This is a genomic window from Klebsiella sp. GW_Kp182 (genome assembly GCF_040062275.1).
Classification (GTDB): domain Bacteria; phylum Pseudomonadota; class Gammaproteobacteria; order Enterobacterales; family Enterobacteriaceae; genus Klebsiella; species Klebsiella michiganensis.
In genome coordinates, this window is the sequence record NZ_JBEAFQ010000041.1 from 1 (window position 1) to 24,668 (window position 24,668).

The 24,668-nt window shown below is 55.7% G+C and carries 27 protein-coding genes, 1 pseudogene and 1 riboswitch; of the genes and pseudogenes, 7 read left to right on the forward strand and 21 right to left on the reverse strand.

Features of this window, described 5'->3' with window-relative positions:
- Nucleotides 1–120: 120 nt before the first annotated feature.
- On the reverse strand, nt 121–810 hold the full coding sequence (gene pepE / locus ABLU88_RS17480) for a dipeptidase PepE (RefSeq protein WP_014227515.1): 690 nt from the start codon (nt 808–810) through the stop codon (nt 121–123).
- Nucleotides 811–1,046: 236 nt separating this feature from the next.
- Between pepE and ABLU88_RS17485 the strand changes: the two genes are divergently transcribed.
- A complete protein-coding gene (locus ABLU88_RS17485; protein ID WP_004138471.1) occupies nt 1,047–1,340 on the forward strand; it encodes a type II toxin-antitoxin system CcdA family antitoxin in 294 nt (97 codons plus the stop codon).
- Entirely contained in the window at nt 1,340–1,657 is a 318-nt protein-coding gene (locus ABLU88_RS17490) for a CcdB family protein (protein ID WP_014837118.1), read from the forward strand. The genes ABLU88_RS17485 and ABLU88_RS17490 overlap by 1 nt, the downstream gene beginning before the upstream one ends.
- Nucleotides 1,658–1,688: 31 nt before the next feature.
- Here the strand turns inward: ABLU88_RS17490 and ABLU88_RS17495 are convergent, their stop codons facing one another.
- The 8 genes and pseudogenes from ABLU88_RS17495 to ABLU88_RS17530 form a co-directional block, all read right to left on the reverse strand.
- Complete coding sequence (locus ABLU88_RS17495) at nt 1,689–2,498, reverse strand: shikimate 5-dehydrogenase (protein ID WP_348837352.1); 810 nt, start codon at nt 2,496–2,498, stop codon at nt 1,689–1,691.
- Nucleotides 2,491–3,723 (reverse strand): L-sorbose 1-phosphate reductase, encoded by a 1,233-nt coding sequence (gene sorE, locus ABLU88_RS17500; RefSeq protein WP_196546924.1) that lies wholly within the window; start codon nt 3,721–3,723, stop codon nt 2,491–2,493. The genes ABLU88_RS17495 and sorE overlap by 8 nt, the downstream gene beginning before the upstream one ends.
- A 97-nt stretch (nt 3,724–3,820) precedes the next feature.
- A pseudogene (locus ABLU88_RS17505) lies at nt 3,821–4,644 on the reverse strand (PTS system mannose/fructose/sorbose family transporter subunit IID).
- An 11-nt stretch (nt 4,645–4,655) separates the two neighbouring features.
- Complete coding sequence (locus tag ABLU88_RS17510; RefSeq protein WP_025107713.1) at nt 4,656–5,453, reverse strand: PTS mannose/fructose/sorbose transporter subunit IIC; 798 nt, start codon at nt 5,451–5,453, stop codon at nt 4,656–4,658.
- A 186-nt stretch (nt 5,454–5,639) separates the two neighbouring features.
- Nucleotides 5,640–6,134 carry a mannose/fructose/sorbose PTS transporter subunit IIB gene (locus tag ABLU88_RS17515; protein WP_032747479.1) on the reverse strand — a complete coding sequence of 165 codons (495 nt, stop codon included), beginning with the start codon at nt 6,132–6,134 and terminating at the stop codon, nt 5,640–5,642.
- Nucleotides 6,134–6,541 (reverse strand): mannose/fructose/sorbose PTS transporter subunit IIA, encoded by a 408-nt coding sequence (locus ABLU88_RS17520; protein ID WP_014227521.1) that lies wholly within the window; start codon nt 6,539–6,541, stop codon nt 6,134–6,136. The genes ABLU88_RS17515 and ABLU88_RS17520 overlap by 1 nt, the downstream gene beginning before the upstream one ends.
- A gap of 9 nt (nt 6,542–6,550) precedes the next feature.
- A complete protein-coding gene (locus ABLU88_RS17525) occupies nt 6,551–7,354 on the reverse strand; it encodes an SDR family oxidoreductase (RefSeq protein WP_004127739.1) in 804 nt (267 codons plus the stop codon).
- Nucleotides 7,355–7,424: 70 nt separating this feature from the next.
- A complete protein-coding gene (locus tag ABLU88_RS17530; protein ID WP_048262076.1) occupies nt 7,425–8,372 on the reverse strand; it encodes a sugar-binding transcriptional regulator in 948 nt (315 codons plus the stop codon).
- A gap of 348 nt (nt 8,373–8,720) precedes the next feature.
- Here ABLU88_RS17530 and rluF point away from each other — a divergent pair, with 348 nt between their 5' ends.
- Nucleotides 8,721–9,593 (forward strand): 23S rRNA pseudouridine(2604) synthase RluF, encoded by an 873-nt coding sequence (rluF, locus tag ABLU88_RS17535; protein WP_014227524.1) that lies wholly within the window; start codon nt 8,721–8,723, stop codon nt 9,591–9,593.
- On the opposite strand, the gene ABLU88_RS17540 is transcribed toward rluF, so the two are convergent.
- The 4 genes from ABLU88_RS17540 to ABLU88_RS17555 all read right to left on the reverse strand — a co-directional run bounded on the left by ABLU88_RS17540 (nt 9,590) and on the right by ABLU88_RS17555 (nt 12,991).
- Nucleotides 9,590–9,862: a DUF3811 domain-containing protein gene (locus tag ABLU88_RS17540; protein ID WP_009653910.1), complete on the reverse strand. Its 273-nt coding sequence runs from the start codon at nt 9,860–9,862 to the stop codon at nt 9,590–9,592. The two genes, rluF and ABLU88_RS17540, sit on opposite strands and share 4 nt — an antisense overlap.
- Nucleotides 9,863–10,048: 186 nt before the next feature.
- On the reverse strand, nt 10,049–10,990 hold the full coding sequence (gene panS / locus ABLU88_RS17545) for a ketopantoate/pantoate/pantothenate transporter PanS (protein WP_049083108.1): 942 nt from the start codon (nt 10,988–10,990) through the stop codon (nt 10,049–10,051).
- Between the two features lie 111 nt (nt 10,991–11,101).
- Nucleotides 11,102–12,682 carry an RNA repair transcriptional activator RtcR gene (gene rtcR, locus ABLU88_RS17550; RefSeq protein WP_154904548.1) on the reverse strand — a complete coding sequence of 527 codons (1,581 nt, stop codon included), beginning with the start codon at nt 12,680–12,682 and terminating at the stop codon, nt 11,102–11,104.
- A gap of 93 nt (nt 12,683–12,775) precedes the next feature.
- The gene (locus ABLU88_RS17555; RefSeq protein WP_196546923.1) at nt 12,776–12,991 is read right to left on the reverse strand and encodes a hypothetical protein; all 216 of its coding nucleotides are present in this window, start codon (nt 12,989–12,991) and stop codon (nt 12,776–12,778) included.
- 136 nt (nt 12,992–13,127) lie between these two features.
- Between ABLU88_RS17555 and ABLU88_RS17560 the strand changes: the two genes are divergently transcribed.
- Both ABLU88_RS17560 and ABLU88_RS17565 read left to right on the forward strand, forming a co-directional pair.
- Nucleotides 13,128–14,255 (forward strand): slipin family protein, encoded by a 1,128-nt coding sequence (locus ABLU88_RS17560; protein ID WP_014227527.1) that lies wholly within the window; start codon nt 13,128–13,130, stop codon nt 14,253–14,255.
- A 5-nt stretch (nt 14,256–14,260) separates the two neighbouring features.
- On the forward strand, nt 14,261–15,049 hold the full coding sequence (locus ABLU88_RS17565; protein WP_196546922.1) for a nucleotidyltransferase domain-containing protein: 789 nt from the start codon (nt 14,261–14,263) through the stop codon (nt 15,047–15,049).
- A 39-nt stretch (nt 15,050–15,088) separates the two neighbouring features.
- Here ABLU88_RS17565 and lysC read toward each other — a convergent pair whose 3' ends face one another.
- Nucleotides 15,089–16,438, reverse strand: coding sequence for a lysine-sensitive aspartokinase 3 (lysC, locus tag ABLU88_RS17570; RefSeq protein ID WP_004097732.1), 1,350 nt, complete (start codon nt 16,436–16,438; stop codon nt 15,089–15,091).
- 180 nt (nt 16,439–16,618) lie between these two features.
- Nucleotides 16,619–16,852: riboswitch (Lysine riboswitch) on the reverse strand.
- A gap of 352 nt (nt 16,853–17,204) precedes the next feature.
- Here lysC and pgi point away from each other — a divergent pair.
- The gene (pgi, locus tag ABLU88_RS17575) at nt 17,205–18,854 is read left to right on the forward strand and encodes a glucose-6-phosphate isomerase (protein WP_004097737.1); all 1,650 of its coding nucleotides are present in this window, start codon (nt 17,205–17,207) and stop codon (nt 18,852–18,854) included.
- Nucleotides 18,855–18,899: 45 nt separating this feature from the next.
- On the opposite strand, the gene ABLU88_RS17580 is transcribed toward pgi, so the two are convergent.
- The 6 genes from ABLU88_RS17580 to ABLU88_RS17605 all read right to left on the reverse strand — a co-directional run bounded on the left by ABLU88_RS17580 (nt 18,900) and on the right by ABLU88_RS17605 (nt 22,789).
- Nucleotides 18,900–19,355, reverse strand: a complete 456-nt coding sequence (locus ABLU88_RS17580) for an acyltransferase (RefSeq protein WP_348837364.1) — start codon at nt 19,353–19,355, stop codon at nt 18,900–18,902.
- Nucleotides 19,356–19,363: 8 nt separating this feature from the next.
- On the reverse strand, nt 19,364–19,873 hold the full coding sequence (locus tag ABLU88_RS17585; RefSeq protein ID WP_348837366.1) for a GNAT family N-acetyltransferase: 510 nt from the start codon (nt 19,871–19,873) through the stop codon (nt 19,364–19,366).
- Nucleotides 19,874–19,990: 117 nt separating this feature from the next.
- Entirely contained in the window at nt 19,991–20,368 is a 378-nt protein-coding gene (locus ABLU88_RS17590) for a Rid family detoxifying hydrolase (protein WP_004097745.1), read from the reverse strand.
- Nucleotides 20,369–20,393: 25 nt separating this feature from the next.
- Complete coding sequence (locus tag ABLU88_RS17595) at nt 20,394–20,714, reverse strand: AzlD domain-containing protein (protein ID WP_004097748.1); 321 nt, start codon at nt 20,712–20,714, stop codon at nt 20,394–20,396.
- Nucleotides 20,707–21,444: an AzlC family ABC transporter permease gene (locus ABLU88_RS17600; protein WP_004097750.1), complete on the reverse strand. Its 738-nt coding sequence runs from the start codon at nt 21,442–21,444 to the stop codon at nt 20,707–20,709. Before ABLU88_RS17600 ends, ABLU88_RS17595 begins: the two co-directional genes overlap by 8 nt.
- A gap of 67 nt (nt 21,445–21,511) precedes the next feature.
- Nucleotides 21,512–22,789, reverse strand: a complete 1,278-nt coding sequence (locus ABLU88_RS17605; RefSeq protein ID WP_348837370.1) for an L-serine ammonia-lyase, iron-sulfur-dependent, subunit alpha — start codon at nt 22,787–22,789, stop codon at nt 21,512–21,514.
- Nucleotides 22,790–23,166: 377 nt separating this feature from the next.
- On the opposite strand from ABLU88_RS17605, the gene psiE reads away from it, so the two are divergent.
- Complete coding sequence (gene psiE / locus ABLU88_RS17610; protein ID WP_004097754.1) at nt 23,167–23,577, forward strand: phosphate-starvation-inducible protein PsiE; 411 nt, start codon at nt 23,167–23,169, stop codon at nt 23,575–23,577.
- A gap of 190 nt (nt 23,578–23,767) precedes the next feature.
- Here the strand turns inward: psiE and malG are convergent, their stop codons facing one another.
- A complete protein-coding gene (malG, locus tag ABLU88_RS17615; RefSeq protein WP_004097756.1) occupies nt 23,768–24,658 on the reverse strand; it encodes a maltose ABC transporter permease MalG in 891 nt (296 codons plus the stop codon).
- Nucleotides 24,659–24,668: the final 10 nt, after the last annotated feature.

Genomic DNA, 24,668 nt, shown 5'->3' on the forward strand with positions numbered 1-24,668 from the left:
GCGCTTTGCTCCCGGGGGCGGCGCAGAGCGCCTTGCCCGGGCTACGAGTTCTCCATCGTCTGCGGGATGGTAGCCCGGACAGGCGCGCAGCGCCGCCTCCGGGAAACGTGCGCACGGGGTTTAGAAACGATGACCGGCGTTGAGGGTCACCGCGTCTTCTCCGGCTCTGAATACCAGCGTTGGATTCGGGCCGCCAAGGGTAGCGTGGCCCTGCGTCACCTGTATCCAGTTGCCTTCCGGCAGGCCGATAATCGTCAGCTCTGGCGCAACCACCAGCAGCTCGCGGATCCGCTGTTCGCGGGTCTCGCCTTTATGGCCTTCCGGCAGCGCGTTGGTGAAATGCGGGTTAATTTGCAGCGGGAACAGCCCCAGCGCAGCAAAACCGTTAGGGTCGACAATCGGCATATCGTTAGTGGTGCGAATCGTCGGGCAGGCCAGGTTAGCGCCCGCGCTCCAGCCGATATACAGCGCCCCGCGCTTCACCACATCCACCATCGGCGCCAGCAGGCCGCGTTCGCGGCACTCTTTCAGCAGCTGAAAGGTATTGCCGCCGCCGACGATAACTATCTCCGCATTCTCAATCGCCGACACCGGGTCCGCGACGCTGTGAATACCGGTAACCGTAACGCCCATTGGGCTGAAGACGGCGGCGGTTTTCGCGGTGTAATCATCCCAGGTTTGCGTCACCCCGGCAAAAGGGATGAATACCGCAGAACGGCGGCCATTTAGCTGCCCGGCAATGGTCGGCAGCGCATGTTCCAGCCAGGCTTTGCCCGGCAGCGTTGAGTTACTTAATAGCAGCAGTTCCATTATTTCTCCATTTGACCAGATGATTATTCGGGCAGAGATGTTATCACAGGATATCTTACCGCTTGCTGACGTGGCTCACGCTGGGACGCGCTGAGCAAAGCGGAACGGCGATTATTGGCGCAGGGATTCTCTGAATTAATCTGGAAAGTGCCTCGCAGAGTGACTCTACCGGGCGTGACAGGCTAGCGGGAACCGCTTAGTTTTACGTTGATGATTCACCGGCAAAGGAATAGAAAATGCTCGTTTATTACGCTAATCTGAGGCATGTCATGCGCATTACCATGGGGGCTATCATGCGCACTACGTCGAACGTTAAAAAATCAGTCAATGTCTCGCTTTCGCCTGAAATCCTGGAAGAGGCGCGTAAACTTAAAATCAACATTTCGGCGGTATTAACGGAAGCTTTACTTGAGAAATTTCGTGAGCACAAACGTGAAGAGTGGTTACGAGACAATAAGAAATCGATCGATACGATTAACCAATGGGTAGAAGAAAACGGTTCGTTTAGTGATTTTCAAAGGCCGTTCTGATGGAACAATATTGCGCTTATGAGAATACGGGAAGCGGTAAAAAGGTTTTCCCTTATTTAATCAACCTGCAGCATCCGGTCGCGAATGTCCTGAAGCATATCCTGGTTGCCCCTGTGATAGAACAAAACCAACTACCTGATACCCAGCCTCCGACCAAAATTTGTCCCGTGATTACGATTGCCGGTCAAACTTATATTGTGATGACGCATATGATGGCGGGTTTACCGCAGAAAGAACTGGGCAAGCGCGTTGCTGATTTGACGGCGGACAGGGCTGCGCTGCGCGATGCAATCGACTTTCTGATCAACGGTTATTAGAGCGCCCTCCCTGGCGCTCTCCGTTTTGCCCTTATCCTCTGGCAAAGGCCGCGGCTTCAGCGACCAGCGCCGCGTCCGGACGCACGCCGGTGTAGAGCGCAAACTGCTCCACCGCCTGCAGGGCAATCACCTCCGCGCCGCTGATAACGCGCTTGTCCAGCCTCTGCGCCAGCTTGATGAACGGGGTTTCCGGCGGCAGAGCGACCACGTCAAATATCACGTCGGCCCGTTCCACCATCGTCGGGCTAAAGGCCAGGGTTTCGCTTTCCGCGCCGCCCGCCATGCCGAGCGGCGTGACGTTAACCAGAATATCCGCCGCGATTCCCTCCGGCCTGGGCTGCCACTGAAAACCGTACTGCTTTGCCAGCGCCAGGCCGCGCTCGCGATGGCGGGCGGCGATAATCACATCGCGGAAACCGGCATCGCGGAAGGCGGCGATGACCGCTTTGCCCATTCCGCCGCTGCCCTGGATCATCACTTTGGCTGAGGAATCGAGCTGATAGCTGTCAATCAGGCTTTTCACCGCAATATAGTCGGTATTCAGCCCGGTCAGCCTGCCGTCGTCGTTGACGATGGTGTTGACCGAATCAATCGCCTTTGCCGAAGGGTCAAGCGCGTCAAGATACGCTATGCAGCTCTCTTTAAACGGCATAGAGACCGCGCAGCCGCGAATGCCTAATGCGCGCACGCCGTTTACCGCCGCGGCTATATCCTGGGTCGTAAACGCTTTATAGATATAGTTCAGCTTCAGCTTTTCATACAGGTAGTTATGAAAGCGGGTGCCGAAGTTACCCGGGCGACCGGCCAGCGACATGCACAGCAGCGTATCGCGATCAATCATGAGCAATATCCTCCGCGTGGGCCAGCAGATACTCTTCCGCCTCTTTTGACCAGATACCGTGGTGACGTTCCATAATCGCCGCCAGCTGCGGGTCGCTAATGTTTCCCAGCGGCGTAAGCGGAATGTTTTTTCCGGTATAGACCAGCTTCTTACCGCCGCCTACCGCCGGTAAATCCAGGGTGGTCTCGCCCGCCGCGTTCAGCCCCAGAATATGAGTCACCACCTTCGCGGTCTGCACCTTTTTCTCCTGCATCAGCGCTACGGCGGCGCGCATATCGTCGGTATTGCCGCCGGAGGTGCCCACGTAGTGGGTGAAGGCGTAATGCACATCGTAAAAATTGATCGGTGCGCTGAACTGCTTATCCTGCGGGCCGGCGAAAAAGTTCAGGCAGCCGTCCGGGGCCAGCAGCGAGGATGCCAGGGTGATGAGCTGTTCGTTAGGGACGAAGACGAAGATATCGTCAAAGCCGTGACCGCCGGAGAGCGCCATCAGCGTTTCGCGGCTGGCGTCGCGCCCATCCAGATAGTGGATCAGCGTTTGCGGCTCGGAGGGATAGTGCTGGCGCGCATAGTTGAGCTTTGGCTTATTGGTATCGGTGACCACCAGCAGCGCCGGGTTGATCGGGCCATGCAGCGCGTAGTCGATGGCCAGCAGTCCCATCGGGCCGGTGCCGCCTAGGATCAGGGCGCGGCCCTGCGGGCGAATGCCCATCACATGGTTATAGCTGCCTTCCTGCAGATGATAGTTGGCGTTGAAGGCGCCAATCACGCAGGAAAGCGGCTCCACCAGCGAGCCTTCAAACCAGGTATCGCCTTCCCAGGAAAGCAAACAATCCTGTTCCATCACCTCGTTGGGGATCACCACGTGGGTAGCTTCGCCGCCGATCCATGGAAAAGAATAACCGGGGCAGTCCGGGCGATCCGGCAGCTGCAGGTTGGCCTGAATCACATAGCGCTGGCCGGCATGAAACTTGTGCTGCCACTTTTTGCCGACGGCGATAATCTCCCCGCAGAACTCATGGCCGATAATGATTGGGTTGGTCGCCACATCGTCAGGCACCTTTTTGTGGTCCTCGCCCTGGTTCGCCTCTTTCCACGAGGAGAGGCACAGGCTGTCGGTGACCACCCGGGCGAGGATTTCATCATCCTGCATCGCCGGGAGTTCGAAGGTTTCCAGGCGCAGGTCGCGTTTGCCGTACAGGCGCAGGGCTGTTGTTGTTTGCATGTTTACCACCTCATCCCCTTCATCTTTCGCATGACGGCTGCGAAATCTTTTGGGTCTAACTTGTTGAAGTAGCCCCGGCATCGCCGGGGCGGAAAAATCAGGACAGGAAGCCCAGCGCGTTACCGATAATCCCCAAACCGAAGAGGGCGAAAATCAGCCATACCGGGTTCACTTTCTTATTGAGCAGGCGCACCATCAGCAGCGTCAGGCCCAGAGCCAGCAGGCCGGGGCAGAGCTGATCGAGGATGTCCTGTACGGTCATGGTGACGGTCGAGCCGTCGGCGCCCGGGGTTTGCGAGACCACCAGCGGGACGTTGATGGTGGTCCACTTGGTCACCAGCACACCCATCACAAACAGGCCAAGAATGGAGGCGCCTTCGGTCAGTTTTTGCAGCAGGTTGCCGCCCATATCGCTGACGATATTGACCCCTTTACGGAAGCCGAGCTGCAGCCCGTACCACTTCATCGCCAGACGTACCGCGTTGAAAATAAAGAAGAACAGCAGCGGTCCAAGAATATTGCCGGAGAGCGCCAGCGAGGCGCCGAGGGCGGCGGTAATCGGCCGCAGCGTGCCCCATACCAGCGGGTCGCCCACGCCTGCCAGCGGCCCCATCAGGCCAACTTTGATCCCGTTGATGGCGCCATCGTCGATAGCGCGCCGTTGGCCCGGGCTTCCTCCATCGCGGCGGTGACGCCAATCACCGGCCCGCAGACTGCCGGAGTGGTGTTGAAGAACACCAGATGGCGCTTCAGCGCGGCGACCTGATCCTCTTTCAGCGGGTAGAGGCGCTTGATGGCCGGGATCATGTCGTAGCAGAAGCCAAGCCCGTGAATACGTTCGAAGTTGAATGACGCCTGCTGCAGGTTGGAGCGCAGAAACATGCTCACCAGGTCGCCTTGGGTAATTTTTCTCTGTTCCATGTTGGGCTCCATCAGTCGTCAAGCTGGTCAAGGGCAGTGGAAGAGGTGGCGGCGGCCTGCGGTTCGGGTTTACGCCACTGCGGATTAAGCTGGATATAAATCAGCGCGATGATGACCCCGACGCCGCCGAAGGCCAGCAGGCTAAAGTCGAGATAGCCGCCCGCGAGGAAGCCGAGGAAGAAGAAGGGCATCAGATACTTCACGCCCATCATGCGCAGCACCATGGCGTAGCCGACCACCACGATAAAACCGCCGGCGATTTGCAGACCGCGGGTGACGAATTCCGGAATGGCGTTGAGCATATTGCTGACCATATCCGCGCTGACAAACAGAGAAACGATGAGTGCGGGAATGGCGACGCGCAGCGCCTGAACGCCCAGCGCAGACACGTGCAGCAGATCGATTGTTCTGAAGCGCGCCTCTTCCGCGGCCTTATCCGCCGCGTGCTGGAACACCACGGTAATGGTGCGGGCGAACACGGTGAGCACCTGACCTGCGGCAGCGACCGGCAGCGCAATCGCTATTCCGGTAGCGATGCTTTGCTGGCCCACGATCACCAGGATGGCGGAGATAATGCTGGCTAACGCCGAATCCGGAGACTGCGCCGCGCCGACGTTCATCCAGCCGAGCGCGATCAGCTCCAGCGTCCCGCCGAGCATAATCCCGGTTTTTAGATCGCCGAGAATTAAGCCAATCACGGTACAGGCGATTAATGGGCGATGCGTCTGGAATTCATCCAGCACGCTGCCCATCCCGGCAATACAGGAAAAAATAAATATGGCGATTATTTGTAGGGTACTTATTTCCATAATTTGTCACCTTGAGGGTATAGAAATCCCTGCCTTTTACGGCATTTACACGATGTTCTTCAGGCTGCCTCTTTGTTGACTGCATTCTCTCGCCCCAGTCACATAGTTAGCTATGCTGCTGGTGACTCGCTCATTTGCCGCCGCGATGCATCCAGAATGACAGTGTGTAATAAAAGGCGCGTTTTATTATTCTGTAACGGACTGCTCTGCTATTTTATCGAGAATATTAACCGACGGATCCGAAGCCACGACGCGTAAATCAAGCTTAACGCCCAGCTTATCTAACTGCTGAAAGGCATTAATATCCGCTGCGTCTAATGACACCGCTTTGGTTAACTGTTTTTTACCCGGTCGCCAGGCCATGCCGCCAATATTCAGCGTGGCTATTTTGACGCCCTGTTGTACCATGGTTAATACGTCCTGCGGATTAGTGAATAAATAAAAAACCGTTTCGTCCTGATATTGCGGGTTGTGATAAACGGCGACGGCTTTCTCGATATTCACCACATTGACCTTCATGCCCGGCGGTGCGGCCTGGCGAAGCAGCGTGCGGCGAACGTCGTCGTTATACACGTCGTCATTACAGATAATGATACGCTGGGCGTTGGCCACTTTTGACCAAACGGTGGTGACCTGGCCGTGAATCAGGCGGTCATCAATGCGTGCGAGCGTAATGTTCATCAGAAATCCTCCTCAACGGTTTCCGGCTGCCGCCAGGTGACGCAGCACTGGCTGGCGATGGTCTCAAGATGTTGGCACAGTGCTTCTGCATTCATCGTTTGCTGGTTATCGACCAGCTCCAGAGCCAGCGGTAGCGACAGGCCGCTGATGACCCGAAGCTGCGGGTTGCGCATCGCCAGGCCGGCGGCGGCGTTCCACGGGCTGCCGCACTGTAGATCGACGGCGATGAGCCACTCCTCCTCTTTGTGAGTACTTACCAACTTTTCAAGCTTATCGGCGATATCGCCCGCGTTTTCCCCCGGTACAAACGCCACGGCGCTGACGTGGACATCGCCGTAAACCATGCGCACCGAGTCGAGCATGGCGCAGGCCAGCTGACCGTGAGCGCAGAAGATGACGTTAACCATGTTTCCCCCTTAGCCGCGCGTTTTGCCGCCCGCAATGTTAGTGGTTACTCCGGTAATGTAGCTGGCGCGCTCTGAGAGCAGATAGCAAACAAAATCAGCAACTTCGCTGAGACGGCCGGAGCGACCAACAGGAATCGCATTTTTGCTATAGCCTTCGCGCAGCTGTTCGACGGTGATATTGCGGGTCCAGGCCAGTGCTTCTTCATATTCTGGCGTACGCAGCCCGGTTTTTTCCAGAATGCCCGGCGCAACGCCTACGACGCGAATACCGTGCTTGCCCAGCTCTTTCGACCAGGAGCGGGTAAAGCTGTTCAGCGCGGCTTTGGTCGCGGCGTAGCAGCTCTGGCCTTCAGAGCCTTCGAGACCGCTTTCCGACGAGACGTTAACAATCACGCCGCTGCGCTGTTTAACCATCTGGCGCGCCACCGCCTGCGACATCAGGAATACGCCTTTCTGGTTGATATTGACCATTTTTTCGAATGCCGCTTCATTTAATTCATAGCGACCGGACGGCGCTTTCTCATCGACTAATAAACGCGGGAAGTTGACGCCGGCGTTATTGACTAAACCATCAATGCGGCCAAAGCGCTGAATAATACTCTCGACGGTTTTATTCACTTCGCTAGCGCTGGAAATATCGGTTGGCCAGAAATTATAATTATCGCGATTCTGATGTTTGTCGCCGCCGTGAATATCGCTCATCTGCACGTTTGCGCCCTGAGCTAATAACTCATCGACAATCGCCAGGCCGATTCCTGATGCGCCGCCGGTCACGATAATTATTTTGTCTTTTAAATTTAACCATGTATTCATTATCGACTCCTGTTTCTTTAGATAAAGGGATCCCCCGCAGCAGCGCTGCGTGAAATCATATTCTTGACATTTACTTCAGTAATGACTCAGCGGTTTCTCGATTCGTCACCAGACAATTAATGTAATGACCGTTTAAGGCGCCAAGAATCCCGGCGTATTTCTCCTCGCCCATGGCGATACCCACCGAGTAGCGCGCCTGCTTGAGTTTCAACATCTCGATAGAGAGCGTTTTTTCGCTCATGGCGGTTTCGACCAGCGCGCCATCAATATTGTAAAAACGCGAACAGATATCGCCGGCGACCTGGCGAGCGTTGAGATCGTCGCTCTCTTCACTGCCGTAAAATGCATGCCAGTTGGCGCCGTCGCGGATCGCCGGAGAACCAATGCCCACCAGCGCGACGTCCAGGTTATCCCAGTAGGAGGCAATCGTTTTAAAATGCCGGGACTGCATAATACCGTTGCGAATTAATGTGTTATCCAGCAGTGCCGGGAAATCAGCGAGATGAGATTCCGCTTTCAGCTTCGCCGCTGCGCCGTAGGTCAGCGTATTCACGTGGTAGCGACTTTCCAGTTTTCCGGAGGGGCCGCCGATAATCGGCACGCAGATAACCTGACGGGACTGGCTGGCCTGCGGCAGATTCTCCACCAGCGCGCGCACCGCCCGACCCCAGGAGAAGCCGACGATATCGCCCGGCTCCAGCAGCCTGTCGACCAATTGCGCGCCATGCAGGCCGATAAGATTGAGCTGATCCTCCTCCAGCAGTGAGTCGCAGGCCGCCACCACCGCCTCTTTGAGCCCGAATTTTTGTTTTAGCTGCTGCTCAAGCCACAGATTTTCGTTGTAGTCGTAGTTGATGGCGATAGTGACGATACCCTGCTCGCGGCCGCGCTTCAGCAGACGGCTGATAGTGGTGCGGTATATCCCCAGCTCGCGGGCAATCTGCGCCTGGGTCATATCCTGCTCATAGTAGAGCTGGGCGATTTTCACGATCAGACGAATATCGTCGCTGTTTTCCATCGTCACTGTCGGCTCCTGCACATTTGTGCAAATGGGAGAGTTGCTGTCATGATCTGATATAACCCCATCAGCGACCCGCTTCAAAGAAATTTTCCTCTATTTCATGATGATGTTCCGACCGTTTCTGTTGCACATTTGCGTTGCTTACCGGTGGTTTATGGCACCTTTGTGCCGGACGTGATAAGAGCCTGATTCTGCTTTGTTTCGCCGGGCAAAGTTGCCGGGCTTTCATGGACACACTTTTGTGTTGAAAGGCGTGGCAGATCACATTTAGCGGCAGGCGACGAGAGCGCGATTCTTTTTTATCGCCCGCAAGGTAGGGTATATTTCGCTTTTACAGGAGATTTTATGCTGCCCGACTCATCAACCCGACTCAATAAATACATCAGCGAAAGCGGAATTTGCTCGCGTCGTGAAGCCGATCGCTTTATCGAACAAGGCAACGTTTTTATCAACGGCAAGCGCGCTACCATCGGCGACCAGGTTAAAGCGGGCGACGTGGTAAAGGTCAATGGCCGGTTGATTGAGCCGCGCGAAGCGGACGATCTGGTCCTGATTGCGCTGAATAAACCGGTTGGCATCGTCAGCACCACCGAAGACGGCGAGCGTGACAATATTGTGGATTTCGTTAACCACAGTAAACGCGTTTTCCCCATTGGTCGCCTGGATAAAGACTCCCAGGGGCTGATCTTTCTGACCAACCATGGCGATCTGGTGAATAAAATCCTGCGCGCCGGTAACGATCACGAAAAAGAGTATCTGGTCACCGTTGATAAGCCGGTGACCGATGAGTTTATCCGCGGCATGGGGGCGGGCGTACCGATTCTCGGCACGGTGACGAAGAAGTGCAAAGTGAAAAAAGAAGCGCCGTTTGTGTTCCGCATTACCCTGGTGCAGGGGCTGAATCGCCAGATCCGCCGGATGTGCGAACACTTTGGCTATGAAGTGACGAAGCTTGAGCGGACGCGGATCATGAACGTCAGCCTGACGGGGATCCCGCTGGGAGAGTGGCGCGATCTGACCGACGATGAGCTGATCGATCTTTTCAAACTGATTGAAAACTCGTCTTCAGAAGCGAAACCGAAGGCAAAAGCGAAGCCGAAAACGGCCGGCATCAAGCGTCCCGTCGTGGCGATTGAAAAAACCAGCGACAAGTCCTCCCGCCCGGCGTCGAACGGCAAACGCTTTACCGCGCCGGGGCGCAAGAAGAAAGGGCGTTAACGTCTGCCGCGCGTCGGGGTATTTGCCGACCAGGAAAACGAGGCCTCTGCGTCCGGTTTATAAGCCTGCTTTTTCTTCAGCTGGCGGGCTTTCTTAGCCTCGGCCTCGCGCAGGGCCATCAGTTTATCGATGTACTCTTTTTTCACGCTATTGGTTTCCGCGTTGGTCAGCGGACGGCCATGGGCGATGCGCGCGCGGTCGAGCAGGGTTTTCAGTTCGCGCTGTTCGCGCTCGGTCATCTCTTTTTGCGTGATGCGGGGGAGTGCCATAGTGGTGCCCTCAATTAGCCTGTGGTTTCAGTGTACGGTATTGGGGCTGACGTCTCACGGTAAATTGTTGTGCCTCGCAGAAAATCCCGGAGGCGGCGCTGCGCACCTGTCCGGGCTACAAAACCCGCAAGCTGCACGGACCGTAGCCCGGCTAAGCGCAGCGCAAGCCGGGAAAATTACGGGTTGTTAGCTCTCTTTTTCCGTTTGACGCGATTCATCCGCAATCGGCTTCCCTGACCAGTAACCGGCCAGCAGCGAGCCGGACAGGTTGTGCCAGACCGAGAACAGCGCCCCGGGCAGCGCGGCCAGCGGGCCAAAGTAGATTTTCCCCAGCGCGGCGGCAAGGCCGGAGTTCTGCATTCCTACCTCGATCGCCAGCGTGCGGCAGGTGGACTCGTCAAAGCCAAACAGTCGCCCGCCCCAGTAGCCGCCGAGCAGACCGATAGTGTTATGCAGGATAACGGCGATAATCACCACAAAACCAACGGAAGCGATATGCGACGCGGAGCCTGCCACCACGGCGCAGATAATCGCCAGAATGCAGACCATCGAAAAGGCCGGCAGGAACGGCTCCACCGCCTTCACCACTTTCGGCAGCAGATGGTGCACTACCAGCCCCAGCGCAATCGGGATCACCACGATTTGCAGAATGCTGAGCAGCATCCCCATCACGTCCACCTGAATATGCGCATCCACGTACAGACGCGTCAGCAACGGGGTGGCGACCACGCCGACCAGGGTGGATACCGAGGAGATGGTGACTGAGAGCGCAACATCGCCTTTTGCCAGAAAGATCATCACGTTGGATGCCGTACCGCTGGCGACGCTGCCCACCAGCACCATGCCGGCGGAGAGCTCGGGCGGCATGTGAAAAATCAGCGCCAGCAGCCAGGCGGCGAGCGGCATCACCAGGTAGTGGAGAAAAATGCCTGCGGCGACCGGCGCGGGGCGGGAAAGCACGCGCTTAAAATCGTCGACTTTCAGATGCACGCCCATGCCGAACATAATCAGCATCAGCAGCGTCGGGACCCACGGGCCAACGGGGGCAAAAGTGGATGGCGTGTAATAGGCGATAACCGAGAGCAGCAGCGCCCATAATGGGAACAGCCGCGTAAGCGTGGCGAGCATGTTGTTTTCCTTGCACGTAAGTTGTGTTTGCTTGTTATAGACCGGCCGGGATCGAGCCCGGCCATCGCTATTGTTTATCGTGCTAAGACATATTATTCAAACAAATTATGCTCATGTTCCGCTGCGGATAAGCTCCCAGCTGAGTCCGAAGCGCGCTAAATATTTGCGCAAGCGGTCGGCATCGTTAGGGTTGGCTTTTTTTTGCCGGGAGACGGCGAACAGCTCGCGTCCGGCTTCGGAGAGCGAAGCGCTGCGCTGGCAGACCTCCAGCACCGTTTCCAGCTGGCGGCGATCGAACAGATCGATTTCCATTGCTATGTCAGGAGAAGACGTCGTCAGCTGCCAGCTCTCTTTCAGCAGCATAATCTCCTCTTCCGCAACGGCCTGCGTAATGCGCCCCTGCTCGGCCAGGGTCGCCATACGCGCCACGGATGAGCTGAGTTCGCGAAAATTGCCGCGCCACTGCGCCTGCGGCGAGCAGGCAAAGGCCAGATAGCGCTCGCGGGCCTCTTTATCGAAACGGATCTGCGTCTGCCGCTCGTTGGCCAGTCGCCGTAGTTCATACTCCACGTTCGGCGCAATATCTTCCCGCCGCTGCGCCAGGCCGGGAAGGGCAAAGCGCCACATATTAATGCGCGCATAAAGATCTTCGCGAAAGCGCCCCTCCGCCACCCACTGCTGCATATCGCGATGCGTGCCGGCGATCAGCTGGAAGTCGCTGTGCACCTCTTTATCCGAGCCAAACGGGAAAAAGGTTTTTTCTTCGATGGCCTTCAGCAGCATAGCCTGCTCATCCAGCCCCAGCTCGGCGATTTCATCGAGAAACAGCACGCCGCCGTCGGCTTCGCGTAATAGCCCGGCGCGAGGCGTAACCGCGCCGGTAAACGCGCCTTTGACATGTCCAAACAGCGTGGACATGGCGTTATCACCGCGCAGCGTGGCGCAGTTTACCGCCATGAATTTTCCCGCCACCCGATGGCGTGACTGACGAAGCTGAAAAATACGTTTGGCGAGGACGGACTTCCCGGCGCCCGTTGGGCCGGTCAGCAGGATCGGATCGGTCGATCGGATCGCCACGCGCTCAATACGATCGATAAGCGCGTTGAACGTCGCATTACGCGTCTCGATACCCGACTTCAGGAAGGAGACGGACTGCTGCTGCTCGCGCTGAAAGCGGCTGGTGAGCGCGGCGTAGCGGCTTAAGTCCAGATCGATCACCGAGTAAATACCGGCGGCGACGGCGTCATCCGCTGCGCCTTTCGGCGCAGGGCTGGTCTGCAGCAGGCTGGCGGGGAGATAGCGCGCTTCGGTCAGCAGGAACCAGCAGATCTGCGCCACGTGGGTCCCGGTGGTGATATGCACCAGATACTCTTCGTTTTCGGTATCAAAGCGATAGCGGTTGGCGAAGTCGAGAAACGCCGCGTAGACCTCTTCAAAATCCCACGGATCGTTTATCTCAATCGTATGCGGGCGCACTTCGGTATGCGGTGAAAGCTGGGCGACATCGTCAATCAGCTTTTGCGCCATATTTTCATCACGCGGCTGGTGGAGAAGCTCCAGCCTGTCGACAGGAAAATCGGCCTGCTGGCATAGCCCAACGGTAGGCCGCCATTTTTTAAAGCGATTCGCCCGCTTGCCGCGTTTGTCCAGCACCGTTCCGAGGACGCCAATGACCACTCGCCGCTTTTTCATGTTTATCCCAAAAGATAAGTTTCGATATTTAAAGATAAAAAAACCTGCTGCCGGCGGCAAGCGTTACCGTTTGAATTAAAAATAAAAGTATTATTAATCAATGAATTGAAAAATAACTCTCGCATTTTTTATTGTTGGCACGCAACTGGCAATACTCCTTTCGTCACGACGCTGAAAACGCAGGGGATTAAACCCCGCCGGCACGCCAGGAACGGTACAGGCCGTTTTTCGGGCGCGTTCCGCCAGCCGATGACCACCAATGGGTTCGATTCCCGATTTCATCTCCAATGAAAACTGGTCGTTAATCATAGAAATAACGCGGGGTGATGCGCAGTCAGCACGCCCCACAGCAGGCCGCCGGTAAAGGCGCCGTGCCGCAGGCAAAAGGGAGTTCCCCTGCGGCTTCGCCCCTGCACCCGCGCCTGATTTTGCTAAGGAACAAAAAATGACGAAGAAAATCACGATACGTAAAGGTCAGCTTGGCCTTTTATCCCGTCAGGGTGACTACTATCAGGTTCTGGAAGCGGGCGAGCATCGCCTGCCGTGGTTCAACGTCCCCGAAGTGCTGATCGTTAACCGGGACGGCAGCGAAGTGCCGGAGGCGCTGGCGGAGTATTTACGACGCTTTCAGCCGGAATGGATTGAACGCTACTGCCTGGCGGCGGATTTGACGGATGTCGAGGCCGGGGCGCTGTATGCCAACGGTGTGCTGCAGGAAATTTTACCGCCTTCGACGCGCCGACTGTACTGGTCGGCCGGTGATGAAATTCAGCTGCTACGTATCGATACCCGGCAGGTTGCGGTTCCTGCTGACATTATGAATGCGGTGCTGCAGCCGCGACGTCACGGGGCGGTAAAAGGCCGCGAAGCGATCCTCACCGTATCGGTGCCGGCGTGGCACGTCGGGGTGCTGAAAATCGACGGCGAGACACAATCGCTGCTGCAGCCTGGCCTGAGCGCGTACTGGAAGGTCAATCATCTGGTGGAAGCGGAAGTGGTCGATACCCGCCTGCAGGTGCTGGAGGTTGGCGGCCAGGAGATTCTGACCAAAGATAAAGTGAACCTGCGTTTAAATCTGGCGGCGAACTGGCGTTACAGCGATGTACTGCAGGCGTTTGGACAGCTGACGAAGCCGCTGGACCATCTGTATCGCGAGCTGCAGTTTGCGCTGCGTGAAGCCGTCGGAACGCGAACGCTGGATGAGCTGCTGGAAGATAAGAAAATCATTGATGAGGTCGTGAGCGCGCAGGTCACCGAGCGCATGGCGGCATTTGGTATCGACGTCGCGTCGCTGGGCGTGAAGGATATTGTGCTGCCCGGCGACATGAAAGCCATTTTGTCGCAGCTGGTGGAGGCGGAGAAATCGGCGCAGGCGAACGTGATCCGCCGGCGTGAAGAGACCGCGGCGACGCGCTCGCTGCTCAACACCGCGAAGGTGATGGAGAATAACCCGGTCGCGCTGCGCTTAAAAGAGCTGGAAACGCTGGAAAGAGTGGCGGAGCGTATCGATAAAATCTCGGTCTTTGGCGGCCTGGACCAGGTGCTGCATGGCCTGGTGAATCTAAAAGGATAATGAAAATGACGTATCACGCTGTAAGCGCCGCCATGCGCCATAAGGTGCGGCGGCAGTTAAAAGACGTGGAGCAGCGCTACGGCGTCAGAGTGCTCTACGCCTGCGAATCCGGCAGCCGGGGCTGGGGCTTTGCCTCGCCGGACAGCGATTATGATGTGCGGTTTCTCTACGTTCACCCGCTGGAGTGGTATCTGCGGGTGGATCCCCCGCGCGATGTTATTGAGCTGCCCATCGACGATGAGCTGGACGTCTGCGGCTGGGAGTGGCGCAAGGCGCTGGGTCTGCTGAAAGGGGCGAACCCGACGCTGATCGAATGGCTGGATTCACCGGTGGTGTATCAGCAGGATGACGCGACGGTTCAGGCGCTGAAGAAAGTGATACCGCATTGGTTTTCTCCGGTTCGCGCCCGCTGGCATTACTATTCGATGGCCCGTAAAAATTTTCGCGGCTATCTGCAAGGCGAACGGGTGCGGCTGAAAAAGTACTTTTACGTACTGCGCCCGCTGCTGGCCGTCCGCTGGGTTGAAGTGGGAAAAGGCGTGCCGCCGATGCGCTTTGATGAACTGCTGGCAGGAAGCGAGCTGGAAGCGGGTCTACGTGCGGAAATAGACGAGCTGCTGGAACGTAAACAGCGTGCAGGAGAGGCGGAAAACGGCCCGCGTCGACCGCTGCTGCATGCGTTTATTCAGTCCGAGCTGCTCAGAGGCGCAATCCCGCCAGCGCTGCCTGAGAGCCGGAGCGGTGATGTCAGGGAGTTGGACAGATTGCTGATGACCACGGTGATGGGAAACTAAAAATGGCCCGGCAGAAATGGCGGGCCATTTTATTCGCTATTACTCGAACAGATTATGATGCAGCTTCTGCACCACTTTTTCGGCATCCGCACCCGGGACCAGGAAGCACAGGTTATGGCTGGATGCGCCGTAGCAAATCATACGAATATTAAACGGGTCCAGTACGCCAAACACCTCTTTACCGACGCCGCACGCCTTCGACAGTTCATTACCAATGATGGCGACCAGCGCCAGATCCTGCTCGACCTCAACGCGGCACAGAGAGGAAAGTTCGGTCAACAGTCCCTGGGTGAGCAGGGTATCGCCAGCCGACGTCGAACCGGTGGTATCCATGGTCAGCGCCACGCTCACTTCCGACGTGGTGATCAGATCGACGGAGATACTGTGGCGGGCCAGTATACTGAATACCTCGGCCAGAAAACCGCGTGAGTGCAGCATATTCAGGCTGTGCAGGGTTAGCAGCGTCTGCTTGCGGCGCAGCGCCAGCGCGCGGAACAGCGGCGGGTTTTCGGTGTTTTTGCACACCAGCGTGCCGCCGGCTTTCGGCTCTTTGCTGGAGCCGACGAATACCGGAATATCGCTGCGCACGGCGGGGAGCAGGGTAGCCGGATGCAGGACCTTCGCGCCAAAGGTCGCCATTTCCGCCGCTTCTTCAAAAGCGATAACGTCAATGCGTTTGGCCGCCGGGGCGACGCGCGGGTCGGTGGTATAGATACCCGGAACATCGGTCCAGATGTCGACGCGGGTGGCGTTTAGCGCTTCGCCGAGTAGCGCGGCGGTATAGTCGCTGCCGCCGCGGCCAAGCGTGGTGGTGCGGCCTTTGGCTTCGCTGCCAATAAAGCCCTGGGTGATCACCACGCCTTCCGCAAGACGCGGGGCCAGCAGCTGCTGGGTTAATTCGGATAAGGCGGCAATATCCGGTTCCGCGCGGCCAAAGCGGTCGTTGGTGCGCATAATTTTGCGCACGTCGAACCACTGGGCGGCGATGCCGCGCTCGCGCAGGATCTCGACAAACAGCAGAGTAGACATCAGTTCGCCGTGGCTGACCAGTTCGTCGGTTAACGCGGTTGAACTGGCCAGGGAGGCGGCTTCCGCCAGGGTGGTGATGTTTTCCAGCAGGCGCTCAATTTCATCGCGAATAACGTTGGGATAACGCAGACGCTCCAGAATATTGAACTGGATTTGCCGCATGGCATCGAGCTTCGCGAAACGTTCGCCGGGTTCCAGCCCTTCCGCTAAGGCGACCAGCAGGTTGGTCACCCCCGCTGAGGCGGAAAGCACCACCACGCGGGTATTGGCGTCCAGCAACGCGACGTCCACGCTGCGGTTCATGGCATCAAAATCGGCAACGCTGGTGCCACCGAACTTGGCTACAACTAAGTCTGTCATAACAACCTCGTGTCAGGGGGCCTGACTTATTAAAACGATTCCAGAAAACCAATCCTGGTGGGGCTGGACGCAACCGGATTGCAATAAAATGTCTTAATAAGCCAGGCCAAATTATTCAGCCATGGCACAAGGGAAGAGCGAAAAACAGGGTGGGCGCAGAGCGATAAACAAACTACGATGTCACCCAGAAGTGCTCCACCTTGTAGACCCGCTTGCCGATGCTGTGCATCAGACGGCGAGTATGAAACGCCCGACTGCGAACGTTTCTGGTGACAACCCAGGGGATTCAGCCCCTGTGGCCGGTGATGAGCGTAACCAGACGCTTATTCACCTCGGCGTTGCTCCCCCTCACGTATTTTCCCCGGACTGGCTCCTCCAATACGGTTACCTGGGCAACGCACCTCTTCTGGCAATTACCGACGTCTTTCACTTTGCCAGGGGGACGCGGGACATTATACCCCCCTGCAATACCCTTTCGCTGTAGCGTGAAATGCGCGATCCATACATACCTACGTATATGTAGGTACTGCCGTTATATAAAGGCTTCAGGCGAAGTATGTCAACGTCAGGGTTATGCGGATTTTTCATGCGCGAGTCGCTGACAGAAAAAAGCCTTATGATGTCTATACTATGAGGGGCGATTTGCGCCAAATTGGCCCTAATCCTGACGCGTATCATCGGCATAACACAAAAATCATCACAATTTTTCGTCACCGGCGCTACAATCGACCGCAGTCACAATTCTCAAATCAGAAGAGTATTGCTAATGAAAAACATCAACCCAACGCAGACCTCTGCCTGGCAGGCATTACAGAAACACTTTGATGAAATGAAAGACGTTACCATCGCGGATCTGTTCGCGAAGGATAGCGATCGTTTCTCTAAATTCTCCGCCACGTTCGACGATCTGATGCTGGTGGATTTTTCCAAAAACCGCATCACCGAAGAAACGCTGGCAAAACTGCAGGACCTGGCCAAAGAGACCTTCCTGGCAGACGCCATTAAATCCATGTTCTCCGGCGAGAAGATTAACCGCACGGAAGACCGCGCGGTGCTGCACGTTGCGCTGCGTAACCGCAGCAATACTCCGATTCTGGTTGATGGTAAAGACGTGATGCCGGAAGTGAACGCCGTGCTTGAGAAGATGAAAACCTTCTCCGAAGCCATTATCTCCGGCAGCTGGAAAGGCTACACCGGTAAAGCGATTACCGACGTCGTCAATATCGGTATCGGCGGCTCCGATCTGGGTCCGTTCATGGTGACCGAAGCGCTGCGCCCGTACAAAAATCACCTGAATATGCATTTTGTTTCTAACGTCGATGGTACCCACATCGCCGAAGTGCTGAAAACGGTGAACCCGGAAACCACCCTGTTCCTGGTCGCGTCGAAAACCTTTACTACTCAGGAAACCATGACCAATGCCCACAGCGCGCGCGACTGGTTCCTGGCGACCGCCGGCGATGAGAAGCACGTCGCGAAACACTTCGCCGCGCTCTCGACCAACGGTAAAGCGGTTGGCGAGTTCGGTATTGATACCGCCAATATGTTTGAGTTCTGGGACTGGGTTGGCGGCCGTTACTCTCTGTGGTCAGCCATCGGCCTGTCCATCATCCTGTCCGTCGGCTTCGACAACTTTGTTGAGCTGCTCTCCGGCGCGCACGCGATGGACAAACACTTCTCCACCACGCCGGCTGAGAAAAACCTGCCGGTGCTGCTGGCGCTGATCGGTATCTGGTACAACAACTTCTTCGGCGCTGAAACCGAAGCGATTCTGCCGTACGACCAGTATATGCACCGTTTTGCCGCCTACTTCCAGCAGGGCAACATGGAATCCAACGGTAAATACGTTGACCGTAACGGCAACGCCGTGGATTACCAGACGGGCCCAATCATCTGGGGCGAGCCGGGTACCAACGGTCAGCACGCGTTCTACCAGCTGATTCACCAGGGGACCAAAATGGTGCCTTGCGACTTTATCGCGCCGGCGATTACGCATAACCCGCTGTCCGATCACCATCCGAAGCTGCTGTCTAACTTCTTTGCGCAGACCGAAGCGCTGGCGTTTGGTAAATCCCGCGAAGTGGTTGAGCAGGAATATCGCGATCAGGGTAAAGATCCGGCGACCCTGGAACACGTGGTGCCGTTCAAAGTGTTTGAAGGCAACCGCCCCACCAACTCCATCCTGCTGCGTGAAATTACGCCGTTCAGCCTGGGCGCGCTGATTGCCCTGTATGAGCACAAAATCTTCACCCAGGGCGTGATTATGAACATCTTCACCTTCGACCAGTGGGGCGTTGAGCTGGGCAAACAGCTGGCTAACCGCATCCTGCCGGAGCTGAAAGATGGTTCCGAAGTGAGCAGCCACGATAGCTCCACTAACGGCCTGATTAACCGCTATAAATCCTGGCGCGCATAATCGCTAAAACGTTCGCAATGCCGGCCCATGTGGCCGGCATTTTTGTTATAGCCGCCGCAGCAGCTTTGCCGGGTTCCCGGCCCACACGCCTTTCTCCGTAATGGATTTGGTCACCACGCTGCCCGCGCCAATCACGACCCCATCGCAGATGCTGACCGCCAGAATGGTTGCGCCGCTGCCGATAGACACATCGTTGCCAATCACAATTCTTCCCCAGCTCTCGCGGTCGGCGTTGGGTTTTCCCTCGCGGAACATATCGTTGGCGAACATCACGCCGTGGCCGATAAAACAGCGCTCGCCGATGGTCACGTACTCGCAGATAAAGGTGTGAGACTGAATTTTGCTGTTGTTGCCGATGCGGGTATGGCCCTGAATCTCTACAAACGGCCCGACGAAGACGTTATCGCCAAGCGTGCAGTCGTAAAGGTTGGCGGGCTGGTAAATCACCACGTTTTCGCCGCTGGCGACGTTGCGAATGGCGGTTTCACGAAGGGTATGCATGCTGCCTCTCAGATTGGTTTAGCCAGAATATGGAGTGTGCTTTCCTGGGTTGCAGAATGAAATGCCACATCCTTCACGTGCTGCATCCCCTGACGTTCATAAAAACGGTGGGCACCGGTATTCGCGGCGAGCACTTCCAGCCATAGCCAGCTTTCACCGGCCTCTTTCGCTCGCTTCTCGACGGCGCGAAAAATCTGCTCGCCGTAGCGATGCCCGGTGGCGTCAGGTAATAGATAGAGTTTATGCAATAGCGTACCCGTTGGGCCTTCGGGGTTGATGTCCTGGCGGCAGGCATATTTAGCAAAGCCAATTGGCTCCTCTGCTTCAGCAATCAACCAGCAGCACTGCGGATCGGCCAGGCTGTGCGCCAGCGCGGCCATGGAATACTCTTGCTGCAGGTAGTGCTCCATTTCATCGGCGTTGTGCCAGAGGTGGGCAAAGTGGTGGCGATAGCTGGCATTGGCCATCTGGTTGAGTAAAGCCGCATCTTCCGGACGTGCAAGACGAATCTTTAGCATTCTGCGTTCCTCGCAAAGAAGTGGCGATATTTTGCCCGTAAAGTTCGCTGCGGGTAAACCTCAAAAGTGGGGGGGGGGGGAATAAGAAGTGGCCGGAGGATGGCCTCCGGCCGGGGATCAGGCGACGGCGATGGCTTCGATCTCAATGCCCGCATCTTTAGGCAGTCTGGCGACTTCAACGCAGGAGCGGGCCGGAAAGGCCGCGTTGTGTTCGGTGAAGAACGCTTCATACACCGCGTTGATGGTGGCGAAGTCATTCAGATCCTTGACGAAGACCATCGTCTTAACGATGTTTTTCACCTGCAAACCCGCCGCTTCAACGATAGCCTTAACGTTATCCAGCGACTGTCGCGTCTGCTGAGCGATGTCGTCAGACATGGTGCCGTCCTGCGGATTGACCGGGAGCTGCCCTGAGGTCATCGTCATGGTACCCAGGTTTACTCCCTGAACATACGGGCCAATGGCGGCAGGCGCAGCGGCGGTGGTAATTATCATTCTGTTGATTCCTTCTGATAAGTGATTACATGAAATAGTTGAGCAAAACCAGTGAACCGACGCCGCTGACGACGACCCAGACCAGGCCCAGGCGGAAGCTGGCGAGCGTGCAGATAATCGCGGCGATCACCTTCGGGTTTTTCAAATCGAACTCCATGCTGGAGTTCACGCTCAGGATCTGAATCGTGATGATGGCCGGCAGCACGGTCACCGGCACAAAACGCAGCGTTTTGCTGACCCGGCTCGACATCTGAATCTTCCCGGCGAGGCCAATGAACGAGAAGCGAATAAGAAAGGTCACGGCGGCCATGCCCAGCGTCAGGGCGATAAAAAAGCTATTACTCATTTTCCAGCGCTCCTTCGAGAGAGAGTTTGTCAGCGGCCTGCGCCTGTTTACGCTCTTCGGCGAGATCGACGCTCAGGCCCGCCATTACGCCCAGTACGGACGCGACGACGATACCTAACGAGTAGGGCAGTACGACCAAAAGTACCCCGGATACGGCAGCAACAACGGCGGCGACGGTGCAGGCCTGGCTTTTGATTTGTGGGACTACGATGGCGATAAATGCGGCGACCATCGCGAAGTCCAGACCATATTTTTCAATGTGCGGAAAAGAGGCGCCAACCAGAGCGCCAAGGAAATCGGCCAGTACCCAGGCGAACCAAAACGTCAGCATTGCTGAAAAATAGAAAAGATATTTATCTTTTTTATTCTCCTCCATCTCTTTCACCGTCGTGGCGTACACTTCATCGGTCAGGGCATACGCCATAAAGCATTTTTTAAAGAAGGAGGCTTCGCGTACCGTACTGGAAATAGAGGCGCTATAAAGTACATGGCGAAGATTAATTATCAGCGTGGTGAATATAATCACCCCAAGGCTCGCTCCGGTTTTTAGCATATTTAACGCCAGCATTTGTGCCGAACCGGCGATGACAATCGTCGACCATGCCGTACTTTGCCAGATACTCATCCCGGCGCTAACGCTTAGCGCGCCGACAATAAATGAAAATGGAAAGTCGCCAATGCACAGGGGAAGTATGGCGCTCATACCCCGTAGAATAACTTTTTTGTTCATAAGCAATACCTGTTATATTCAGGAAATTAATTATTTGTGTAAGGTACATTAAAACGCTAATTAATGATTACTTTGCTACCATTATGTTGATGATTTCTTTATCGGTATAGGCCATAGGCTTAATCACCAGACGGCAGAGATTATTAATAGTCTGCTCAACGTCAGCGCAAACAATGCCGTCATTAGAGCCTGCGCAGCTATTTTGCATCGCCATCAGTACGGCCTTAAAGGCGCTGGAAACCACGGATGATACTTTCATTGCGCAGCTATTAGAGGCACCATCGCAAATCATGCCGGTAATATCGCTGATCATATTAATAATAGCGGTGTTAATTGTTTTCAGGTCACGGGTAAATAACCACGCCATGCCGGCCGCAGCGCCCATCGCTGCCGTGGACGCCGCGCATAGCGCGGAGAGACGCGTATAGCGGGAGTGGATCGATATGGCGGTCAGGTGGGAGAGCGCCAGCGCCCGCGCGAGGGTCTCTTCATCGGCGTTAAGATGCTCCGCGACCGTCACTACCGGCATGGTGGCGGCGATACCCTGATTACCGGAACCAAAGTTTGACATCGCGACGACGGGGGCTCCGCCCATTCGCGCGTCGGATGCGGCGACGGTATTGATGATGACTTTACTCAGCAGGTCGTTGCTGAGCAGGCCATTTTTTACCGCATCAGAGAAGGTGCCGTTGATGTTCAAACCGTATTTTTTGCTTTTACCTTCCTCCGCCAGCGCCGAATTGAGCCGGGCGGCTTCGAGAATAAATGCGATGTCGGCGAATTCGACCTCGCTAATAAAATCAAAGGCCTCGGCAAGCGAAAAGGTTGCTAATGTTTCCTGCTGCGTTACCGTACTCTGTTTGTCCGCCAGCACCTGCGCTTCGCCATTAATATACAGCTCAACGATATTGGTATGCGTGCCCTTGACCACCACGCGGCAGCTCTTTTCGCCACCCGTTAGCGTCAAATCCAGATGAATAAAGTCAGGGGTATCTTGCACGCTAATATTGACCTGGCCATCGGCAATTAACTTCTGGGCTAATTCAACATGCCGTTTGGTAATTCCCTCCAGCGTTTTTAAACCTTTATCCGCATCACCACCAAATGCGCCGATGGCTGCTGCGAGCGCCACCCCGCTGACGGAAGTACCCGGAATAGTTACGCCCATCGCATTCTTGTACAGGTTCGCAGAAATAAAACCGCTAATATTTTGACAAGCCGTATCTAAATGTTTCGCTGCGTAAGCGGCGGTAAAAGAAATAGCAACGGGTTCCGTACAGCCTAATGCCGGAGCCACTTCTTTTTTTAGCCAGTTTATAAACAGGGATGAGTGTTCAGTAGTCATTTTTTATATCGTTCCGCTAACGGGGGTTTATTAATCTGCGAGTATGCTAAGTCAATTTCTAAGGAAAAACTTACTCTAATGCGGGCGTAATTTATGCCTGAAAGAGAAAAATATTCGCTTATTAAAATATTGTAAAATTGTGATCTTATTATGGTTAATTAACTGATTTGACGGGTATTTATATTCTGTTTTTTGAACATAAAAAGGGATTTAGTTAACTACCTCACAGCGTTGCCGAAAGTAAAAATTTCTCTTTTTACGTATTTCGTCGGAGATGAGAAAGGCAAGCAGTGGAAAGAAGGGACTCACAAATGTAGATCTGGATCACATTTTTGCGTTATACAGGTCACAGGAAATCATGATGATGAGGTGTACCTATGCCGCCGGTTTATCGTCCGTTGGTGAGTTTTATTGCAACCGCAATGCAAACCGTTTTGAATCTTGGCCTGCTGTGCCTGGGGGTCATTCTGATCGTATTTCTGGGAAAGGAGACGCTGCATCTGGCGCACGTCCTGTTCACCCCGGAGCCTGTCAGCAAGTACAAACTGGTGGAAGGGCTGGTGGTCTACTTCCTCTATTTCGAGTTTATCGCGCTGATAGTGAAGTACTTTGAGTCGGGATTTCACTTCCCGCTGCGCTACTTTGTCTATATCGGCATCACCGCAATCGTCCGCCTGATCATTATCGATCATGAGTCGCCTATGGCGGTGCTGATTTACTCCGCGGCGATCCTGATTCTGGTGATAACGCTCTGGCTGTGTAACTCCAACCGTCTGAAGCGCGAATAAAAAAAGCGGCCTCCAGGGCCGCTGACCAACAGTCACAAATAGAATTTATGTAGGGTCCAGTTGAGGATAGCAGTGGCATTTGCCTTACTTTTTCAGCTGAGGGCGACGGCGGTAATACCCGGTTGGGGTCGCGCATTACCGCAAAACCGTCGGCCCTCCTCTGAAATTTGGGGCAGGTGTTACAAAAAAATTAACCTTTCACTCCGCCAGCCGTCAGGCCGTTAACCAACCAGCGCTGGGCCAGCAGGAACACCACGGTAATCGGAATGGCGGAGAGCACCGCCGCGGCGGCAAAGTCGCCCCACAGATAGTTCTGCGGGTTGAGATACTGTTGCATTCCGACCGCAAGGGTATAGCTGTTCACATCGCGCAGCAGCAGGGAGGCCACCGGCACTTCGGTAATCGCCGCGATGAACGACAGAATAAACACCACCGCCAGAATCGGTACCGACAGCGGGAGCAGCACCAGGCGGAAAGCCTGCCATGGCGTCGCGCCGTCCAGCGCCGCCGCTTCTTCCAGCGAGCCGTCGATGGTTTCGAAGTAACCTTTGATTGTCCAGACGTGCAGCGCGATACCGCCCATATAGGCGAAGATGACGCCGCCGTGGGTATTCAGGCCGACGAACGGCACGTACTGGCCGAGACGGTCAAACAGGGCATACAGCGCGACCAGCGACAGCACCGCGGGGAACATCTGGAAAATCAGCATCCCTTTCAGCAGCGTTGCTTTACCCGGGAAGCGCATGCGGGCAAAAGCGTAAGCGCAGGTGGTAGAAAGCGCGACGATGCCAATGGCGGTAATGCCGGCCACCTTGATGGAGTTCCACAGCCACAGCAGCACCGGGAAGGGGGGCGGCGTGACGCGGCCATCAGCGTGTTCGACGCTGAAGCCGAGCGCCAGCCGCCAGTGCTCCCAGGAGATACTTTCGGGGATCAGGCTACCGGTGGCGAAGTTCCCTTCGCGCAGAGAGATAGCGATGACCATCAGCAGCGGGAACATAATCGCCGCGATAAAAATCAGCAGCAGGAGGTGCGTCGTGAACAGGCGCAGCTTCTGAGATTTGGGTTGAACCATAGCCATAATCGTTATC

What these genes read in the sequence shown, in the direction of transcription:
- pepE (WP_014227515.1), bottom strand. Translation starts at nt 810, where the DNA reads ATGGAACTGCTGCTATTAAGTAACTCAACGCTGCCGGGCAAAGCCTGG.
- psiE (WP_004097754.1), top strand. Translation starts at nt 23,167, where the DNA reads ATGCCGCCGGTTTATCGTCCGTTGGTGAGTTTTATTGCAACCGCAATG.
- pgi (WP_004097737.1), top strand. Translation starts at nt 17,205, where the DNA reads ATGAAAAACATCAACCCAACGCAGACCTCTGCCTGGCAGGCATTACAG.
- lysC (WP_004097732.1), bottom strand. Translation starts at nt 16,438, where the DNA reads ATGACAGACTTAGTTGTAGCCAAGTTCGGTGGCACCAGCGTTGCCGAT.
- ABLU88_RS17600 (WP_004097750.1), bottom strand. Translation starts at nt 21,444, where the DNA reads ATGAACAAAAAAGTTATTCTACGGGGTATGAGCGCCATACTTCCCCTG.
- malG (WP_004097756.1), bottom strand. Translation starts at nt 24,658, where the DNA reads ATGGCTATGGTTCAACCCAAATCTCAGAAGCTGCGCCTGTTCACGACG.
- ABLU88_RS17585 (WP_348837366.1), bottom strand. Translation starts at nt 19,873, where the DNA reads ATGCTAAAGATTCGTCTTGCACGTCCGGAAGATGCGGCTTTACTCAAC.
- ABLU88_RS17540 (WP_009653910.1), bottom strand. Translation starts at nt 9,862, where the DNA reads ATGGCACTCCCCCGCATCACGCAAAAAGAGATGACCGAGCGCGAACAG.
- ABLU88_RS17515 (WP_032747479.1), bottom strand. Translation starts at nt 6,134, where the DNA reads ATGAACATTACGCTCGCACGCATTGATGACCGCCTGATTCACGGCCAG.
- ABLU88_RS17520 (WP_014227521.1), bottom strand. Translation starts at nt 6,541, where the DNA reads ATGGTTAACGTCATCTTCTGCGCTCACGGTCAGCTGGCCTGCGCCATG.
- ABLU88_RS17530 (WP_048262076.1), bottom strand. Translation starts at nt 8,372, where the DNA reads ATGGAAAACAGCGACGATATTCGTCTGATCGTGAAAATCGCCCAGCTC.
- ABLU88_RS17525 (WP_004127739.1), bottom strand. Translation starts at nt 7,354, where the DNA reads ATGAATACATGGTTAAATTTAAAAGACAAAATAATTATCGTGACCGGC.
- ABLU88_RS17605 (WP_348837370.1), bottom strand. Translation starts at nt 22,789, where the DNA reads ATGACTACTGAACACTCATCCCTGTTTATAAACTGGCTAAAAAAAGAA.
- ABLU88_RS17590 (WP_004097745.1), bottom strand. Translation starts at nt 20,368, where the DNA reads ATGATAATTACCACCGCCGCTGCGCCTGCCGCCATTGGCCCGTATGTT.
- ABLU88_RS17555 (WP_196546923.1), bottom strand. Translation starts at nt 12,991, where the DNA reads ATGATTAACGACCAGTTTTCATTGGAGATGAAATCGGGAATCGAACCC.
- panS (WP_049083108.1), bottom strand. Translation starts at nt 10,990, where the DNA reads ATGCTCGCCACGCTTACGCGGCTGTTCCCATTATGGGCGCTGCTGCTC.
- rluF (WP_014227524.1), top strand. Translation starts at nt 8,721, where the DNA reads ATGCTGCCCGACTCATCAACCCGACTCAATAAATACATCAGCGAAAGC.
- ABLU88_RS17495 (WP_348837352.1), bottom strand. Translation starts at nt 2,498, where the DNA reads ATGATTGATCGCGATACGCTGCTGTGCATGTCGCTGGCCGGTCGCCCG.
- ABLU88_RS17560 (WP_014227527.1), top strand. Translation starts at nt 13,128, where the DNA reads ATGACGAAGAAAATCACGATACGTAAAGGTCAGCTTGGCCTTTTATCC.
- ABLU88_RS17490 (WP_014837118.1), top strand. Translation starts at nt 1,340, where the DNA reads ATGGAACAATATTGCGCTTATGAGAATACGGGAAGCGGTAAAAAGGTT.
- ABLU88_RS17595 (WP_004097748.1), bottom strand. Translation starts at nt 20,714, where the DNA reads ATGAGTAATAGCTTTTTTATCGCCCTGACGCTGGGCATGGCCGCCGTG.
- ABLU88_RS17565 (WP_196546922.1), top strand. Translation starts at nt 14,261, where the DNA reads ATGACGTATCACGCTGTAAGCGCCGCCATGCGCCATAAGGTGCGGCGG.
- ABLU88_RS17510 (WP_025107713.1), bottom strand. Translation starts at nt 5,453, where the DNA reads ATGGAAATAAGTACCCTACAAATAATCGCCATATTTATTTTTTCCTGT.
- rtcR (WP_154904548.1), bottom strand. Translation starts at nt 12,682, where the DNA reads ATGAAAAAGCGGCGAGTGGTCATTGGCGTCCTCGGAACGGTGCTGGAC.
- ABLU88_RS17485 (WP_004138471.1), top strand. Translation starts at nt 1,047, where the DNA reads ATGCTCGTTTATTACGCTAATCTGAGGCATGTCATGCGCATTACCATG.
- ABLU88_RS17580 (WP_348837364.1), bottom strand. Translation starts at nt 19,355, where the DNA reads ATGCATACCCTTCGTGAAACCGCCATTCGCAACGTCGCCAGCGGCGAA.
- sorE (WP_196546924.1), bottom strand. Translation starts at nt 3,723, where the DNA reads ATGCAAACAACAACAGCCCTGCGCCTGTACGGCAAACGCGACCTGCGC.